The sequence below is a fragment of the Streptomyces sp. NPDC042259 genome (assembly GCF_055582085.1).
Window position 1 is genome coordinate 310,281 of record NZ_JBVJDW010000009.1, and the last position, 16,869, is coordinate 327,149.

General features: G+C 72.9%; 14 protein-coding genes. 11 read left to right on the forward strand and 3 right to left on the reverse strand.

The features are described 5' to 3' along the window. Positions 1 to 39: 39 nt before the first annotated feature. A complete protein-coding gene (locus ACZ6MA_RS24255) occupies positions 40 to 558 on the reverse strand; it encodes a cysteine dioxygenase (protein WP_469436022.1) in 519 nt (172 codons plus the stop codon). Between the two features lie 629 nt (positions 559 to 1,187). Between ACZ6MA_RS24255 and ACZ6MA_RS24260 the strand changes: the two genes are divergently transcribed. From ACZ6MA_RS24260 to ACZ6MA_RS24270, 3 genes are all read left to right on the forward strand, one after another. Further along, positions 1,188 to 1,451 (forward strand): WhiB family transcriptional regulator, encoded by a 264-nt coding sequence (locus ACZ6MA_RS24260; RefSeq protein ID WP_004952403.1) that lies wholly within the window; start codon positions 1,188 to 1,190, stop codon positions 1,449 to 1,451. A gap of 443 nt (positions 1,452 to 1,894) precedes the next feature. Next, positions 1,895 to 5,671: a glycosyltransferase gene (locus tag ACZ6MA_RS24265; protein WP_469436023.1), complete on the forward strand. Its 3,777-nt coding sequence runs from the start codon at positions 1,895 to 1,897 to the stop codon at positions 5,669 to 5,671. Beyond that, complete coding sequence (locus ACZ6MA_RS24270; RefSeq protein WP_469436024.1) at positions 5,668 to 7,194, forward strand: DUF5719 family protein; 1,527 nt, start codon at positions 5,668 to 5,670, stop codon at positions 7,192 to 7,194. Before ACZ6MA_RS24265 ends, ACZ6MA_RS24270 begins: the two co-directional genes overlap by 4 nt. A gap of 20 nt (positions 7,195 to 7,214) precedes the next feature. On the opposite strand, the gene ACZ6MA_RS24275 is transcribed toward ACZ6MA_RS24270, so the two are convergent. After that, positions 7,215 to 7,694 carry a metallopeptidase family protein gene (locus ACZ6MA_RS24275; protein ID WP_469436047.1) on the reverse strand — a complete coding sequence of 160 codons (480 nt, stop codon included), beginning with the start codon at positions 7,692 to 7,694 and terminating at the stop codon, positions 7,215 to 7,217. Between the two features lie 274 nt (positions 7,695 to 7,968). On the opposite strand from ACZ6MA_RS24275, the gene ACZ6MA_RS24280 reads away from it, so the two are divergent. From ACZ6MA_RS24280 to ACZ6MA_RS24315, 8 genes are all read left to right on the forward strand, one after another. Then, on the forward strand, positions 7,969 to 8,409 hold the full coding sequence (locus ACZ6MA_RS24280) for a DUF3499 domain-containing protein (RefSeq protein ID WP_469436025.1): 441 nt from the start codon (positions 7,969 to 7,971) through the stop codon (positions 8,407 to 8,409). Positions 8,410 to 8,588: 179 nt separating this feature from the next. Next, positions 8,589 to 9,947, forward strand: coding sequence for a phosphomannomutase/phosphoglucomutase (locus tag ACZ6MA_RS24285; protein ID WP_469436026.1), 1,359 nt, complete (start codon positions 8,589 to 8,591; stop codon positions 9,945 to 9,947). A 263-nt stretch (positions 9,948 to 10,210) separates the two neighbouring features. Then, a complete protein-coding gene (locus ACZ6MA_RS24290; protein WP_469436027.1) occupies positions 10,211 to 10,396 on the forward strand; it encodes a Trm112 family protein in 186 nt (61 codons plus the stop codon). 84 nt (positions 10,397 to 10,480) lie between these two features. After that, positions 10,481 to 11,635 carry an SIS domain-containing protein gene (locus ACZ6MA_RS24295; protein ID WP_469436028.1) on the forward strand — a complete coding sequence of 385 codons (1,155 nt, stop codon included), beginning with the start codon at positions 10,481 to 10,483 and terminating at the stop codon, positions 11,633 to 11,635. A 103-nt stretch (positions 11,636 to 11,738) separates the two neighbouring features. Continuing rightward, positions 11,739 to 12,941, forward strand: coding sequence for a mannose-6-phosphate isomerase, class I (gene manA / locus ACZ6MA_RS24300; RefSeq protein ID WP_469436029.1), 1,203 nt, complete (start codon positions 11,739 to 11,741; stop codon positions 12,939 to 12,941). An 88-nt stretch (positions 12,942 to 13,029) separates the two neighbouring features. After that, on the forward strand, positions 13,030 to 13,998 hold the full coding sequence (locus ACZ6MA_RS24305) for a cation diffusion facilitator family transporter (RefSeq protein WP_469436030.1): 969 nt from the start codon (positions 13,030 to 13,032) through the stop codon (positions 13,996 to 13,998). Positions 13,999 to 14,322: 324 nt separating this feature from the next. Then, positions 14,323 to 15,780 carry an adenosylhomocysteinase gene (gene ahcY / locus ACZ6MA_RS24310; protein WP_469436031.1) on the forward strand — a complete coding sequence of 486 codons (1,458 nt, stop codon included), beginning with the start codon at positions 14,323 to 14,325 and terminating at the stop codon, positions 15,778 to 15,780. 89 nt (positions 15,781 to 15,869) lie between these two features. After that, the gene (locus ACZ6MA_RS24315) at positions 15,870 to 16,484 is read left to right on the forward strand and encodes a hypothetical protein (RefSeq protein WP_469436032.1); all 615 of its coding nucleotides are present in this window, start codon (positions 15,870 to 15,872) and stop codon (positions 16,482 to 16,484) included. A gap of 154 nt (positions 16,485 to 16,638) precedes the next feature. On the opposite strand, the gene ACZ6MA_RS24320 is transcribed toward ACZ6MA_RS24315, so the two are convergent. Further along, the coding region (locus ACZ6MA_RS24320) for a hypothetical protein (protein WP_469436033.1) at positions 16,639 to 16,869 on the reverse strand (231 nt) is incomplete at its 5' end.

A 16,869-nucleotide genomic window follows, 5' to 3' on the forward strand; every position in this document is an offset into this window, starting at 1 on the left:
ACTCGTACGAGGGATCCTCGACGGGCCGTGAGCGGGCCGTCAGCGGGTGACGGCGCCCTGGGCGACGGACGGCACGACGTTTACCTGGGGAGCCGCGTGATGCATCGGCATCTCGGTCAGACCGGGGGAGTAGATGTGCAGGCTGACGGCCGGTTCGAGGGAGTCGTTGACGACCTCGTGGGCGTAGCCGGGGGCGAAGACGCGCTGGTCACCGGCACGGAGCCGACGGCGGGCGCCGCCGGTGGCGCCGGTCACCTCCGTCAGTTCGCCGCTCAGGACGGTCAGCACCCCGGAGGAGGGGCCGTGGTCGTGCTGCCCGCTGCCCTGGCCGGGCACCCAGCTCAGCAGCCACACCTCGTAGCCGGGGCCGGTGCGCAGCCGGTGGTACCAGCGGCTGGCGGCGTCGTAGCGGACGAGGTGGGCCCAGCCCTCACGGTCGGCGGCGATCGCGCGGGCCAGACCGGCGAACTCGGCGACGGTGGAGGGGTGGGCGGGCGCGGGCGGCATGAGGTGGGGGACGGCGAGCGGGTCGCCGGCGATCTGGACGTCGCTGTTCATGTGCGGGAGTTCCTCGGCAGGGATGCGGGCGGCACGGGGAGACAGGCGAGCACGGAGCGTACGCGCGCGGAGGCACGGCGCCATGCGGGAGAAAGATCAGCTGGAGCTCGGTGGCTTCAACAGCTGGAACAGCGACAGCGGGCCTGCACAGCGCAGCGGGACCCGTAAGCACGGGTCAGGCGGAGCGCGGAGGTTGCTGGCATGGCATCAAGGAGACCGGTTTGGAAGCGCTCTGTCAACCACGTGTCTGGTTTGAGGTAAATCTTTCACCTCATCCGGTTACTGTGCGCGATGAAAGGTTTGTGGTTGTGGAGGTGCGGACAGGTGGCGCTCCGACCGGTTCCGTAAACATCGTTCAGCCGGAGCGGTGCAACGGGTTGGGCGTGAGTGTCGTCCTCTCTTCGAAGAGAAAGACGAGATGACTGCGGCAGGCGGGTGGAAGTGTCCAAACTTGTGACATTTTGGCCACTTTCCGCTTAGCCTTGGTTCCGCAGAGTGAATATGGGGCCCAATAGCAGATCTCGGCTTGACTGGCCCGGATCGGCACACTTGTAATTTCACTCGTGTCGTTCTGCCGCACCCGATGGCGGCAGCACCACGGGGACGCAAATGACAGACGAGGGGCGCACATGACCGAGCTGTTCCAGCAACTGCTGGTCGAGGAGGCGGACGAGGAGCTCGGCTGGCAGGAGCGCGCGTTGTGCGCCCAGACCGATCCCGAGTCCTTCTTCCCCGAAAAGGGCGGATCCACGCGGGAGGCGAAGAAAGTCTGCCTCGCCTGTGAAGTCCGTTCCGAGTGCCTTGAATACGCCCTTGCCAACGACGAACGCTTCGGTATCTGGGGCGGTTTGTCCGAGCGTGAGCGCCGCCGCCTGAAGAAGGCCGCGGTCTGATTTCACCTCTCGCCTGGTCGGCGGTTCGTCGGCTACGGGCCGTCGTGGCCGCCTGCGGCGGCGAGCGCCCTGCGGGCGCGTCCTCAATCGCCGGACGGGCTTGAGGGGGCTGGCCTCAGCCAAACAAGCCCGTCCGGCGTTTGAGGACAGAGCGCAGCAGCCCGTCCGGCGTTTGAGGACACAGCACGGCAGCCCGTCCGGCGCTTGAGGACAGAGCACAACAAGCCCGTCCGGCGCTTGAGGACACCACCACCCAACGCGCCGTGGCGCGATACGCGCGATACGAGCGGGCCGCCGTCCACTCATGCGAACCGCCGGACGGCCTAAGGTAGGGGCCCGTCCGCGACGTGCCGACGCCCCAGTGGGCGCGCGCGTCCAGCGCAGTCCAGCACCGCGTCTTCCGGGGGCATTCCCCGGACCCCGGCCGGAGGGCCCGTACCCCGATGTCCGTGCACAGCAATACGGCGGCCCCCTACCCGGCCGCCTCGTTCGACCAGCCCGCCGGCCCCCCGGCGTTCCCCCGCCACGTCGTCACCGCCGTGCTCGTCGCCCACGACGGCGCCCGCTGGCTGCCCGACGCCCTCGCCGGACTGCTCGGCCAGGAACGGCCCGTGCAGAACGCGGTCGCCGCCGACACCGGCAGCGCCGACGACTCCGCCCGGCTGCTCACCGAGGCCCTCGGCGCGGACCGGGTCCTGCACCTCGCCCGCCGCGCGGGCTTCGGCACCGCCGTCGACGAAGCCGTCCGCGCGGCCCCCGCGCCCACCGCCGACGAGCTGCCGTACCTCAAGAGCTCCAGCGGCTGGGACCCCGTCAGCCGCACCTGGCGCGACGACGACTACGACGCGTACGGCCGGGACGGCACGGGACACCGCGACCGCGACCTCGAACCCGTCCACTGGCTGTGGCTGCTGCACGACGACTGCGCACCCGAACCCGGCGCCCTGCACGAACTGCTGCGCGTCGCCGACGCCGAACCCCACGCCGCCGTCATCGGCCCCAAGCTGCGCAGCTGGTACGACCGGCGGCAGCTGCTGGAGGTCGGCGTCTCCATCGCCCGCAGCGGCCGCCGCTGGACCGGCCTGGAACGCCGCGAACAGGACCAGGGTCAGCACGACCAGGTGCGGCCCGTGCTGTCGGTGTCCACCGCCGGCATGCTCGTCCGCCGCGACGTCTTCACGAAGCTCGGCGGCTTCGACCCGCGGCTGCCCCTCATGCGCGACGATGTCGACCTGTGCTGGCGCGCCCACGCCGCCGGCCACCGGGTCCTCGTCGCCCCCGACGCCGTGCTCCGGCACGCCGAGGCCGCCGCCCGCGAGCGCCGCCCCGTCGACTGCGCGGGCCGCACCGCCGCCAATCCGCACCGCGTCGACAAGGCGGGGGCCGTCTACACCCTGCTCGCCAACACCCGTGGCGCGCTGCTGCCGTACGTCATGCTCCGGCTCGTCCTCGGCACCCTCCTGCGCACCCTCGCCTACCTCGTGGGCAAGGTCCCCGGGCAGGCGCTCGACGAGTTCACCGGCCTGGTCGCCACCCTGCTGCGCCCCGGCCGGATCCGCGCCGCCCGCAAACGGCGCGGCACACCGGCCGTCGCCGCGGGCGAGCTGCGGCACCTCTTCCCGCCGCCCGGCGCGACCGTCCGCGCCACCGTGGAGCAGGTCGCGAGCAACTTCGGCGGCACCTCGGAGGCCGAACTCTCCTCCGCCGGCCGCCACGGCGCCGTCGAGTCCGGGCCCGGCGGGGACGACGCCGACTACCTGGAAGTCGAACAGTTCGCCCGGCTCAAACGCCTTGCACGCAAACCCGGCCCCGTCCTCTTCGCCCTGCTGCTGCTCGTCTCGGTCATCGCCTGCCGGGGACTGTTCGGCGGCGGCGCCCTGTCCGGCGGGGCGCTGCTGCCCGTCCCCGACACCGTCTCCGACCTGTGGGCGCGCTACACCGACGGCTGGCACCCGGTCGGCGTGGGCGGCACCGGCAGCGCACCCCCCTACCTGGCGATCCTCGCCGGGCTCGGCACGCTCCTCCTCGGCTCCACGTCCTTCACGCTCACCCTGCTGCTCGTCTGCTCGGTGCCGCTCGCCGGACTCACCGCCTACTTCGCCTCCCGCCCGCTCGTCGACTCCCGGCTGCTGCGGGCCTGGGCGAGCGTGGCGTACGCCTTCCTGCCCGCCGTCACCGGCGCGCTGGCCACCGGCAGACTGGGCACCGCCGTCCTCGCCGTCCTGCTGCCGCTGATGGCCCGTGCGGCCGTCACCGCCGGCGGACTGCGCACGCCGGCCGGCCGGCCGCCGTGGCGGGCCACCTGGACGTACGCGCTGCTGCTCACCGTCACCACCGCCTTCACCCCCGTCGTCTGGCCGCTCGCCCTCGCCCTGGGGCTCGGCGTGCTGGTGCTGCGCTGCGTGCGGGGCGGCGGGGCGGTGCTCACCGCGCACGGGCCGCGTTTCCTGGCCGCGCACGGCACTCCGCTCGTCGTGCTCGCCCCCTGGTCGTTCGGGCTGCTCGGCCACCCGGGCCGGTTCCTCGCCGAGGCCGGGCTCGACCTCGGCGGCACGGCACCCGGCCCGCTGCACCTGCTCACCGCCGACCCCGGCGGCCCCAAGACCCTCGGCCTCCTGCTGCCGGCCGGCATCGTCCTGGCCGCGCTGGCCGCCCTGCTGCGCGCGGACCGACGGCTCGCGACCGGTGCCGCCTGGGTCACGGCGCTCGCCGCGCTGCTCTGCGCGGGGATCACGACCGGATCCGGGTGGGCGGGCCCGGCCACCCTCGTCCAGGGGCTGGCGCTGATCGCCGCGGCCGTCGTCGGCGCCGAGGGCGCGCGCGAACGCGTCGCGGCGCTCAGCTTCGGCTGGCGGCAGCCCGTCGCGGCCCTGATCGCCCTCGCCGCGGGCGCCGCCCCGCTGGTCGCCGCCGTCGCCTGGATGGCGGGCGGCGCGGCCGGGCCGCTCCAGCGGCGTGACCCGGTGCAGGTCCCCGCGTTCGTCGCGGAGGAGGCGGGCACCCGCGACCAGGCCCGCACCCTCGTGCTCGGCGGTGACCCCGGCCGCGTCACCTACACCCTCGTGCGCGGCTCCGGGGCGCGGCTCGGTGACGCCGAGGCCGCCGCGGCCGCCGGCCGGGACAAGAGGCTCGACGACGTGGTCGCCCATCTCGTCGCGGGATCCGGCGCCGACCAGACGGGCCGCCTCGGCGAGTACGCGGTCGGCTACGTGCTCGTCGGGGGCGACGCCCCGGCGGCCATGAGCCGGGTCCTGGACGCCACCCCCGGCCTCACCCGGCTCAGCCAGGAGGGCCGCAGCGCCCTGTGGCGGGTCGACCGGCGCACCGCCCGCGTGACGATCGTCGGCGGCCCGTCCTCGCGGGGCGGCACCGGGCCGGTGCCCGTCGCCGCCGGACCGGTCTCGGCGCACACCACGATCCCGGACGGCCCCGAGGGCCGGGTGCTGCGGCTCGCCGACAAGGCGGCCCCCGGCTGGCGGGCCACCCTCGACGGCAAGGCCCTCAAGAGCACTACCGTCGACGGCTGGGCCCAGGGCTTCGGCCTGCCCACCACCGGCGGCAAGCTGGCCCTGACCTACGAGACACCGGTGGCGCACACCCTCTGGCTGTGGGCTCAGGGCGCCCTCGCCGTCGTCCTCGTCGTGCTCGCCCTGCCCGGCCGGCGGCGCGAGATCGACGACGACCTGCCGGAGGACGGCGGCGCGGCATCGCCGGTGCGGGCCGTGCCCGTGCCCGCCCAGGCCACGTCCGGCGAGGGCCGGCGGGCCCGCAGGCTGCGGGCCGCCGCCGGTGAGGCCACCGGCGAGCGGCCCCCCGCCCCGGAGGCCGTGGAGTACGCCGCCCCGGCCGCCGACCCGTACGCGCAGCCGACGGCCGACCCGTACGCGGCGGTGCCGCACCAGCGCTACGGGCAGGAGGCCCCGCCCGGCGACGGCTGGGGGAACGACGCGGCCCCCGCCCCGGACTACGCGCAGCAGCCGTACCCGCAGGACCCGTACCCGCAGGACCCGTACGCGGGCCAGTACCAGCAGGCCCACTTCCCCCAGGGGCAGCACGGGGACGGCTCGTACGCCCAGCCGTACCCGGCCGACCCCTACGCCGGCGACGGCCAAGACCCGTACGACCCCTACGACCCGTACGGCTACGGACGGCAGCAGCCCTACGACACGACGTACGGCGGCGGTAACGAGCCCCACCGTGACGGGAGCGAGCAGCAGTGAAGCGCACCACCCTGTCCCTGTTCGGCGCCGTCGCGGCGCTCGCCGCCGTCACGGGTGCCGCCGCGCTGGGGGGCGCGTCGCCCGCTGCCGAGACGGGCGCCAAGGCCCCCACCCGGCTGCCCGTGCAGCGCTCGACCGCGCTGTGCCCGGCGCCCACCTCGTCCGACGTCGGCGAGACGACGTACACCTCCTTCACCCCGCGGGGGAAGGCGGCGGGCGGGCAGAAGGCGGCGGCCCGACTGCTGTCGGCGGCGGGCCCCGCGCCGAGGAGCGACACCAAGGCCGACCCCAAGAAGGCGGGCAAGGGCGCGAAGGCCCCGCAGGAGGCGGGCAAGCCCGTCCTGGCGGTCGCGGAGCCCGGCAGGCCCGCCACCGCCACCACGGGCAGTTCCGACGCCCCCGCCCTCGTCGGCACCGCCGACGGCTCGCTCGCCCCCGGCTGGACCACCCAGCAGACCACGGTGATCGCGGCGGGCGCCGGACGCGGGCTGCACGGGGTGCGCTGCGCGGCCCCCGACACCTCCTTCTGGTTCCCCGGCGTCAGCACCGCCAAGGGCCGCCAGGACTACGTCCACGTGACCAACCCGGACCCGACGGCGGCCGTCGTCGATCTCGAACTCCACGGCAAGGACGGCCGGATCAAGGCGCCCACGGGCGAGGCCGTGAACGTTCCGCCCCGCTCGACCGTGCCGGTGCTGCTGTCGACCCTGACGGACACGCCCACCGAGGACCTGACCCTGCACGTCGCGGCCCGCAACGGCCGGGTGGGGGCGGCCGTGCAGGCGTCCGACGAGAAGCTCGGCGGCGACTGGATCGCCCCGTCCGCCGACGCCGCCCCCAGCGTCGTCCTTCCCGGCATCCCGGCCGACGCGACCTCCGTGCGGCTCGTCGCCCACGTGCCCGGTGACGACGACGCCGACCTCACGGTGCGCCTTGCCGGGCCGACCGGTTCGATCAGCCCGGCCGGCCACGAGACGCTGCACGTCAAGAGCGGTATGACCACCGCCGTCGACCTCGGGGACGTCACCAAGGGCCAGCCCGGGTCGCTGCTGCTCACGGCGCAGGGCGACAGCGCCCCCGTCGTCGCCGCGCTGCGGGTCACCCGCGGCAAGGGCGACAAGCAGGAGACGGCGTACATCCCCGCGACCGCGGCCCTCGACGGGCGCGGGACCGTCGCCGACAACCGCCCCAAGAGCAGCACCCTGTCCCTGGCGGCGCCCGGCAAGGAGGCCCGGGTGAAGGTGACGTCCTCGGCGGGCGCGGACGGCGGCAGCCCGGTGAGCAAGCTCTACACCGTCAAGGCGGGCACCACGCTGGCCGTGGAGCCACCGCAGCCGGGCGGGACGAAGGGGCCCTACGCCGTGACGGTCGAGAAGGTCTCCGGCGGCCCGGTGCACGTCTCACGCACGCTCGCGCTGCCCAAGGACGGGTTGCCCATGTTCACGATCCAGCCGCTGCCGGACGACCGGTCGACGGTGGCGGTCCCGGAGGCGGAGCAGGACCTGTCGATGCTGAACCGCTGACCGCGCCGGGCCGGGGGGCCTCAGTCCTGGCCGTAGCGCGGGTCCACCGACTCCGGCGCGAGCCCGAGGAGTTCGGCGACCTGCTCGACCACCACCTCGTGGACGAGCAGGGCCCGCTCGTCACGGCTCTTGGTGCGGATCTCCACGGGGCGGCGGTAGACCACGATCCGGTCCGGGCTGTCGCCGTGTGCCTCGACGTACCGGCCGAGCGGCACGGAGTCGCCGTCGAGCCCGAAGGGGGCCGGGCCGTCCGGGTCGTCCGGACCGCCGTCACCGCCGGTGACCGGCACCTCGCGGACGATGAAGTCGACCGCGGCCAGCTGCGGCCAGAGCCGCTCGAGCCGCTCGGCGGAATCGTGCACCAGGTCGATGAAGGCCTCACCCCGGCTGACGGACAGCGGAACCTGGGGCGGTGCGATCGGTCCGCGCATGCCGCGTCCGTGTCGGTCGCGGCGGCGTGGGCGCGGTTCGGCCTGGCGGGGCGGTACGGGGCTGTCCATCACCTCCGAGAGTATCCGCCACCCGGCCGCGCGCACGCGGTACCCGCGCATCTCATCGCATGTCGCCTGATGAGCGTTCTGGCCATCTATGCGATCAATTACAGCCAGGTACCAGACCGGCGACCGCATGCCGAATGACACTATGTATGCCGGGTGATGACAGATTTCTTTACCCCCGGGCGCAGGGCCACCGCCGCCCGACACAGGTCGACCAGGAGGTTCGACGGCGGTGCCCGCGGGGCGATCCGGGGCGACACAAAGGAGTGAGGCGGGGGTGAGTCGTCGCGGCCCGCTCAAGAGTGCGGTACCGTCCAACCTCGTGAGCCCTGTACGTCGCTGTTCGCGCACCGCGTGCGGCCGCCCGGCCGTCGCGACGCTGACGTACGTCTACGCCGATTCGACCGCCGTTCTCGGACCGCTCGCCACCTATGCCGAACCCCATTGCTACGACCTGTGTGCCGAGCACTCGGAGCGCCTGACCGCGCCCCGCGGCTGGGAGGTCGTCCGCCTCGCCATCGACAGCGGGCCCGCCCGGCCCAGCGGCGATGACCTCGAAGCGCTGGCCAACGCCGTGCGCGAGGCGGGCCGCCCGCCGGAGCGTGCGCCCGGGCCGGTCACCACGCCCGGTCCCGTCGGTCCGAGCGTCCGGGAGGCCAACCCCATGGAGGTCGCCCGCCGGGGCCACCTCAGGGTGCTGCGCTCGCCCGACTCCTGACGGCACGTACCCCGCCCGAAATGCCGACCTAGCTACCGCCTTTGTGTGTTCTGTCTGGTTCCGCCGTTTCTAGGGGCCTTCTTCGGTCATGACGGAATCCTGTTCTCGTCCGGCGTCCGGATTGTCGGAGCCTCCGGGTAGGTTTGTCTTCCCGTACCGGACTCCAGGAGGGGTTGGCTGTGGCTGATCTGTCGCAGATCGTGAAGGCGTACGACGTGCGCGGTGTGGTCCCCGATCAGTGGGACGAAACCCTGGCCGAACTCTTCGGCGCGGCCTTCGCACAGGTGACGGGCGCGAGCGCGATCGTGGTCGGCCACGACATGCGGCCCTCGTCGCCCGGCCTCTCGGGCGCCTTCGCGCGCGGGGCGGCGGCACGCGGCGTGGACGTCACCGAGATCGGGCTCTGCTCGACCGACCAGTTGTACTTCGCCAGCGGCCAACTCGGCCTGCCCGGCGCGATGTTCACCGCCAGCCACAACCCCGCCCAGTACAACGGCATCAAGCTGTGCCGCGCGGGCGCCGCGCCGGTCGGCCAGGACACCGGCCTCGCCGAGATCCGCACCCTCGTGGAGGGCTGGGCCGACGGCGGCGCGCCCGAGGCCGCGGGCAGCGCCGGTGCCATCACCCGGCGGGACGTCCTCGCGGACTACGCCACGCACCTGCGCGCCCTGGTGGACCTGCGCAAGAGCCGGCCCCTGAAGGTCGTCGTGGACGCGGGCAACGGCATGGGCGGCCACACCGTCCCGACCGTCTTCGACGGCCTGCCGATCGACCTCGTGCCCATGTACTTCGAGCTGGACGGCACGTTCCCCAACCACGAGGCCAACCCGCTCGACCCGAAGAACCTGGTCGACCTCCAGGCCAAGGTCCGGGAGACGGGCGCCGACATCGGCCTCGCCTTCGACGGCGACGCCGACCGCTGCTTCGTGGTGGACGAGCGCGGCGAGCCGGTCTCGCCGTCCGCGATCACCGCCCTGGTCGCCGCCCGTGAGCTGGCCAAGCACCCCGGCGGTACGGTCATCCACAACCTCATCACCTCCTGGTCGGTGCCGGAGGTCGTCAAGGAGCACGGCGGCAAGCCCGTCCGCACCCGGGTGGGGCACTCGTTCATCAAGGAGGAGATGGCCCGCACCGGCGCGATCTTCGGTGGCGAGCACTCCGCGCACTACTACTTCCGCGACTTCTGGAACGCCGACACCGGCATGCTCGCCGCGCTGCATGTGCTCGCGGCGCTCGGCGGCCAGGACGGCCCGCTCTCCGAGCTGGTCCGGCAGTACGACCGCTACGCCGCCTCCGGCGAGATCAACAGCACCGTCGCCGACCAGGCCGGCCGCGCCGCCGCGGTCAAGGCCGCGTACGAGGCCGTCGACGGCGCGCGGCTGGACGAGCTGGACGGCCTGACGGTGACGACCGCCGACTGGTGGTTCAACCTCCGCGCCTCCAACACGGAGCCGCTGCTGCGGCTGAACGTGGAGGCGCGGGACGCGGCCACGGTGGCGCGCGTGCGCGACGAGGTCCTGGCGATCGTCCGCGCGTAGCCTCCGGCTACGGGCCGTCTTGCCGCCTGCGGCGGCGGGCGCCCTGCGGGCGCGTCCTCAAGCGCCGGACGGGCTGATATCGGCGGAGGCCAGCCAAGTCCAGCCCGTCCGGCGTTTGAGGACTACCGCCGCGCAGCGGTGGTGCGCACGACCCGGCCCGGCGGCCAGCCGACGGGGGGGGCGACAGGCCCGATACCTTCCCCAGGCCGGCAAGGCCAGAGGTAGGCTGACCGCACAGAAACGCACATTCCGAAGGGAACCCCATGCCGCTCGAAGCCGGTCTCCTGGAGATCCTCGCCTGCCCGGCGTGCCACGCCCCCCTGCGCGAGGAAGCCGACGCCGAGCCGAACCCCGAGCTGGTGTGCGAGAGCCAGGGCTGTGGGCTGGCCTACCCGGTCCGCGACGGCATCCCCGTCCTGCTCGTGGACGAGGCCCGCCGCCCCGCCTGATCCCCGTACGGCCTGACTCCGTCACCCTGACCCCGTCAGGCACACCGCATGGCTTGTCCCACGGCGACCGGAGGCTGATCAACGGTGTTCGACGAGTCCCTTCTCGATGACCCGGAAGCTCTGTCCCGCGCCGACACCCACGGTCTCCTCCGCGGTGCCGCCGAGTGCGGCGCCCGGGTCCGTACGGCCGCGCGCAACGCGACCGAGGCCGGCGTCGACGCCCTGAAACCGGACGGGCGGCCGCGCGCCGTCCTGGTCGCCGGCCCCGGCCCCACGGCCGACGGCATCGCCGACCTGCTCACCGCGCTCGCGGGCGGCGGCTGCCCCGTCGCCCTGATCCGCCCGGTCGGCGTCGCCCCCGCGCCGGGCGCCCTGACCTGGACGCTCCCCGGCTGGGCCGGGCCGCTCGACCTGCTGCTCGTCGCCAGCCCGGACGGTTCGGAGCCGGGCCTGGCCCTCCTCATCGAGCAGGCCTACCGCCGCGGCTGCTCCATCGCCGGCGTGACACCCGTGGGCGCCCCGCTGGCCGACGCCACCGTCCAGGCCCGCGGCCTGGCGGTCCCGCTGGCCACCGCCCCCTACGAGTCCGTGGCCGGTGACGGAGGCGCGGAAGGCGCCCCCGCCCTGCCCATCGGCCCCGGCACCCTCTGGTCCCTGCTCACCCCGCTGCTCGCCCTCATGGGGCGCATCGGCCTGCTCGACGTACCGCCGACCGCCCTGGAAGCGCTCGCGGACCGCCTCGACGCGATCGCCGAACGCTGCGGCCCCGCCACCGCCACCTACGGCAACCCCGCGAAGACCCTCGCGGCCGAGCTGGCGGACACCCTCCCGCTCATCTGGACCGAGGGCGAGCTGTCCGCCGCCGTGGGCCGCCACTTCGCCACCGTCCTCGCCGCGCTCGCCGGGCGTCCCGCGCTCGCCGCCGAACTGCCCGAGGCGCTGACCACGCACGGCACCCTGCTCGCCGGGGCCTTCGCCGCCGGCGCGGACCCCGAGGACTTCTTCCGCGACCGGGTCGAGGACTCCCGGGAGCTGCATGCCCGGGTCTTCCTCCTCCGCGACCGCGAGGAAGACGTCACCTCGCCCTCGCCCGCAGCCCGCGCGCTGGCCCTGCAACGCGAGACGCCCGTCAGCGAACTGGAGGCCGCCGAGGGCAGCAGCCCCCTGGAGACCGCCGCCGAACTCCTCGCCATCACGGATTTCGCCGCCGTCTACCTGACGCTCGCCTGCACTCCCTAGCGGCGTTCCCCAGACCCCGTAGAAACGATCCAGGTGGTGGGCGCGGCGGCCCGCCCCCGCCCGCAGCCGGGTCACAGCCGTACGAACAGTCAGGAACCGCCCCATGGACCGCCTCGACAACACCGCGCGCCCCTACGCCTGGGGCTCCACCACCGCGATCCCCGAGCTGCTCGGCACCCCGCCCACCGGTGAGCCCCAGGCCGAGCTGTGGATGGGCGCACACCCCGGCGCACCCTCCCGCCTCGACCGGGGCGACGGCCCCCGCGCGCTCTCCGACACGATCGCCGCCGACCCCGAGGGCGAACTGGGCGCCGCGGCCGTGCGGCGCTTCGGGCCGCGCCTGCCGTTCCTCCTCAAGGTCCTCGCCGCCGCCGCCCCGCTCTCCCTGCAGGTCCACCCCGACCTCGCCCAGGCCCGCGACGGCTTCGCCGCCGAAGAGGCACGCGGCGTCCCCCTCGACGCCCCGGACCGCAACTACAAGGACGCCAACCACAAGCCCGAGCTGATCTGCGCGCTCACGCTCTTCAGCGGCTTCTGCGGCTTCCGGGCCCCCACCGCCACCGCCGAACTGCTCGCCGCCCTCGAGGTCGACTCCCTCAAGCCGTACGTCGACCTGCTGCACGCCCACCCCGAGGCGGACGCCCTGCGCGAGGTGCTCACCGCCGTCCTGACCGCCGACCGCGCCGGCATGGCCGAGACCGTCACCCGGGCCGCCGAGGCCACGGCCCGGCTCGCCGCCGAAGACGGCCCGCACCGGGAGGCGTATGCCGCCTACGCCGCCGCGGCACGGCACTTCCCCGGCGACCCCGGGGTCATCGCCGCCATGCTCCTCAACCACGTGCGCCTCCAGCCCGGTGAAGCCCTCTACCTCGGCGCCGGTGTCCCGCACGCCTACCTCGACGGTCTCGGGGTCGAAATCATGGCCAACTCGGACAACGTGCTGCGCTGCGGTCTGACACCCAAGCACGTCGACGTCCCCGAACTGCTGCGCGTCGTCCGCTTCGAGAGCGGTGACCCCGCGATCCTGCGCCCCGAGGCCGACGCGGCGGGCGAAGAGGTCTACGAGACGCCGATCGACGAGTTCCGGCTCTCCCGGTACGTCCTCGCGCCCTGCGCCGAGCCGGGGGCCGTCCTGCCGTCCGGCACCGCGCAGATCCTGCTGTGCACCGACGGCACCGCCGTCCTGCGGGACGCCGACGGCGGTGAACTGCTGCTCGACCGGGGCCAGTCCGCCTTCGTACGGGCCGACGAGCGCATCGAACTGCACGGCGAGGCCACCGTCTTCCGCGCCACAGTGATGGCCTGACGCGCGCCGCCGTCCCACGGCTGCGACAATGACCCGCCGTAAAGGAAAAGCAAAGCAATTCCAGGGGCGGAAGGGACAAAGGGCACACATGAGTGCATCAGGCGGAACCAAGGCCATCGTCGCCGCGCTGGGCGCGAATCTGGCCATCGCCGTGGCGAAGTTCGTCGCGTTCGCGTTCAGCGGCTCGTCGTCGATGCTCGCCGAAGGCGTGCACTCGGTGGCCGACTCGGGCAACCAGGCCCTGCTCCTCCTCGGGGGCAAGAAGGCTCAGAAGCAGGCGAACGAGGAACACCCCTTCGGCTACGGCCGCGAGCGGTACATCTACGGATTCCTCGTCTCGATCGTCCTCTTCACCATCGGTGGCGTCTTCGCCCTCTACGAGGGCTACGAGAAGATCAAGCACCCGCACGACCTGGACAACTGGTACTGGCCCGTCGGTGTGCTCGCCTTCGCGATCCTCGCCGAGGGCTTCTCGTTCCGCACGGCCATCAAGGAGTCGAACGAGCTGCGCGGCAAGCAGTCGTGGGGTTCCTTCATCCGTACGGCCAAGGCCCCCGAGCTGCCCGTCGTGCTGCTGGAGGACTTCGGCGCGCTCGTCGGCCTCGTGCTCGCGTTCGGCGGCGTGCTGCTGACCATGGCCACCGGAGACGGCGTCTGGGACGGCATCGGCACGCTGTGCATCGGCGCCCTGCTCGTCCTGATCGCGCTGGTCCTGGCCGCCGAGACGAAGTCGCTGCTGCTGGGCGAGGCGGCCGGACCGGACCAGGTGGCGAAGATCCGCACCGCGGCCGTCGACGGCGCGTCCGTGACCCGGGTCATCCACATGCGCACCCTCCACCTGGGCCCGGAGGAGCTGCTGGTCGCCGCCAAGATCGCGGTACCGGCCGAGTCGTCCGCCACCCAGGTCGCCGCGGCGATCGACGCGGCCGAGGCACGGATCCGCGAGGCCGTCCCGATCGCCCGGGTGATCTACCTGGAGCCGGACATCTACAGCGCGGCCGCCGCCGCCGCGGGCCCGGACCCCGCCAGCACCCCCGGCGGCCCGGCCCACCACTGACACACGGCGGGCACACGTCGGGCATTCCGGCCCCTCGAACCACGGCCCCGGCTGGGCCGCTGAGGGGCCGGAACCCGTCCCTCCGCCCAGCTCGGGCCGAACGGGGCTGGGGTTCACCGGGTAGCCCGGTGTAGATTCGTGACCAGAGCCAGACGTCGCTGCTGATGGCGGTCGGGCGGCCCGCACGACGGACCGGCCGAGGGAGAGAGGGCCTCCGACGGACTGCGCTGCGGCCAGGGGACGAGTATGTACACAATGTCCAGCAGCCTGACCGCGTGCACGGCCGTACCCACCCTCGCTCGCCCCTCAGGAGGAGCAGCCCGTATGACCACCACCTCCACCGGCCAGGACTTCAAGGTCGCGGACCTGTCGCTGGCAGCTTTCGGTCGCAAGGAGATCACCCTCGCCGAGCACGAGATGCCCGGTCTGATGGCGATCCGCAAGGAGTACGCGGAGGCGCAGCCGCTGGCGGGCGCCCGTGTCACCGGTTCGCTGCACATGACCGTGCAGACGGCCGTGCTCATCGAGACGCTGGTCGCGCTGGGCGCCGAGGTGCGCTGGGCGTCCTGCAACATCTTCTCCACCCAGGACCACGCCGCCGCGGCCATCGCCGTCGGCCCGGACGGCACCCCCGAGGACCCCAAGGGCGTCCCGGTCTTCGCCTGGAAGGGCGAGACCCTGGAGGAGTACTGGTGGTGCACGGAGCAGGCGCTGACCTGGCCGAACACCCCCACGGGCGGCCCGAACATGATCCTGGACGACGGCGGTGACGCCACGCTCCTGGTCCACAAGGGAGTCGAGTTCGAGAAGGCCGGCGCCGCTCCGGACCCGGCCACCGCGGACAGCGAGGAGTACGCACAGATCCTCACCCTGCTGAACCGCACCCTCGGCGAGAACCCGCAGAAGTGGACGCAGCTGGCGTCCGAGATCCGCGGTGTCACCGAGGAGACCACGACGGGCGTCCACCGCCTGTACGAGATGCAGCGCGACGGCAACCTGCTCTTCCCGGCGATCAACGTCAACGACGCCGTCACGAAGTCGAAGTTCGACAACAAGTACGGCTGCCGCCACTCGCTGATCGACGGCATCAACCGCGCCACCGACGTCCTCATCGGCGGCAAGGTCGCGGTCGTCTGCGGCTACGGCGACGTGGGCAAGGGCTGCGCCGAGTCGCTGCGCGGCCAGGGCGCCCGGGTCATCGTCACCGAGATCGACCCCATCAACGCGCTGCAGGCCGCGATGGACGGCTACCAGGTCACCACCCTGGACGACGTCGTCGAGACCGCCGACATCTTCATCACCACGACGGGCAACAAGGACATCATCATGGCCGCCGACATGGCCAAGATGAAGCACCAGGCCATCGTGGGCAACATCGGCCACTTCGACAACGAGATCGACATGGCCGGCCTGGCCAAGATCCCGGGCATCGTCAAGGACGAGGTCAAGCCGCAGGTCCACACCTGGACCTTCTCCGACGGCAAGGTCCTCATCGTGCTCTCCGAGGGCCGCCTGCTGAACCTGGGCAACGCGACCGGGCACCCCTCCTTCGTGATGTCGAACTCGTTCGCGGACCAGACCCTGGCCCAGATCGAGCTGTTCACGAAGCCGGAGTCCTACCCGACCGACGTCTACGTGCTGCCGAAGCACCTGGACGAGAAGGTCGCCCGTCTCCACCTCGACGCCCTGGGCGTCAAGCTCACGACGCTCCGCCCGGAGCAGGCCGCCTACATCGGCGTTCCGGTCGAGGGCCCGTACAAGCCGGACCACTACCGCTACTGAGCGCACCCGCGCCGCAAGCCGGTAGATCACGGCCTAGGCCCCCGCCCTCCGGCGGGGGCCTGTCCCGTTCCCCCGTCAAGGACCCAACGATGCCCCGCGGCCGCTACTCCCTCCACGATCCGCACGATCACACCCCCCTGGGTGCGGAGCACTTCCACTGCGCCACCGGCCCGTCCGGCTGGCGCTACGTCTCCCAGACCACCGCCCCCTCCGGCGATCACTCCGGTTCCGTCGACCTCACCCTCGACGAACTCGGCCGCCCGATCCGGCTCCAGCTCCATGCCGCGAGCTGGCAGGTGCGCGGTGCCGCGCTCGACGGCGTGACCTGGGTCCGTACGGACCCGACCGGTGCGCACGCGACAGAGGGCAACGTCGCGGCCCACACCTTCACCGGTGCTTCCCCGGCCTTCTACGTGGCCGTCTCCCGTCTCCTCCGGCTGTCTCCCGGCGGGGGAGCAACTCGCGTCCGACTCGTCGCCTTCACCGCCCCCGTCCTCGCCCCGCGCACCCTCGACCAGTCGTGGGCGCTGATCGGCAGGACGGCACACGCCACGGACACCGGCCCGCTGGAGGTGGACGAGTACCAGGTCAGCGCCCTGGACACCGGTGAGCAGCACATGGTCCACCTCGCCGGCGACGTGGTCCTGTCGGCCCCGGGCATCGAGCTGGAGGAACTGGAGAGCCCGCCCTCCTCGTTCGCCTGAGGCCACGCCACGACCGACGCGGCGCCGGCGGATGTGCGTCGAGCCCCGCTGACCTGCTAGTGTCCTCTTCACCCCAGGAAACCTGTTGACACAGGATGACGGGGGAGGTAGATTTGAGCAGTTGCAACGAACTGGACAAGTTCACTCGCAACCGTTAAGATCTGAATCGCTTCGGACTGTGGATTGAATTCACGCCGAGCATCTTCGACTCCTTGTTGGAAGCGGAAAGGCCGATTAGCTCGGCCGGAACGAGTCTGATAAAGTCGGAATCGCCGGAAAGCGAAAGCAACAAGGCGAAACCCCTTTCGACGGGGATCGGAAACGAATTCGAGCCGGGAACGGCACGGAAAAGGATCTGATAGAGTCGGAACACGAAATACCGAAG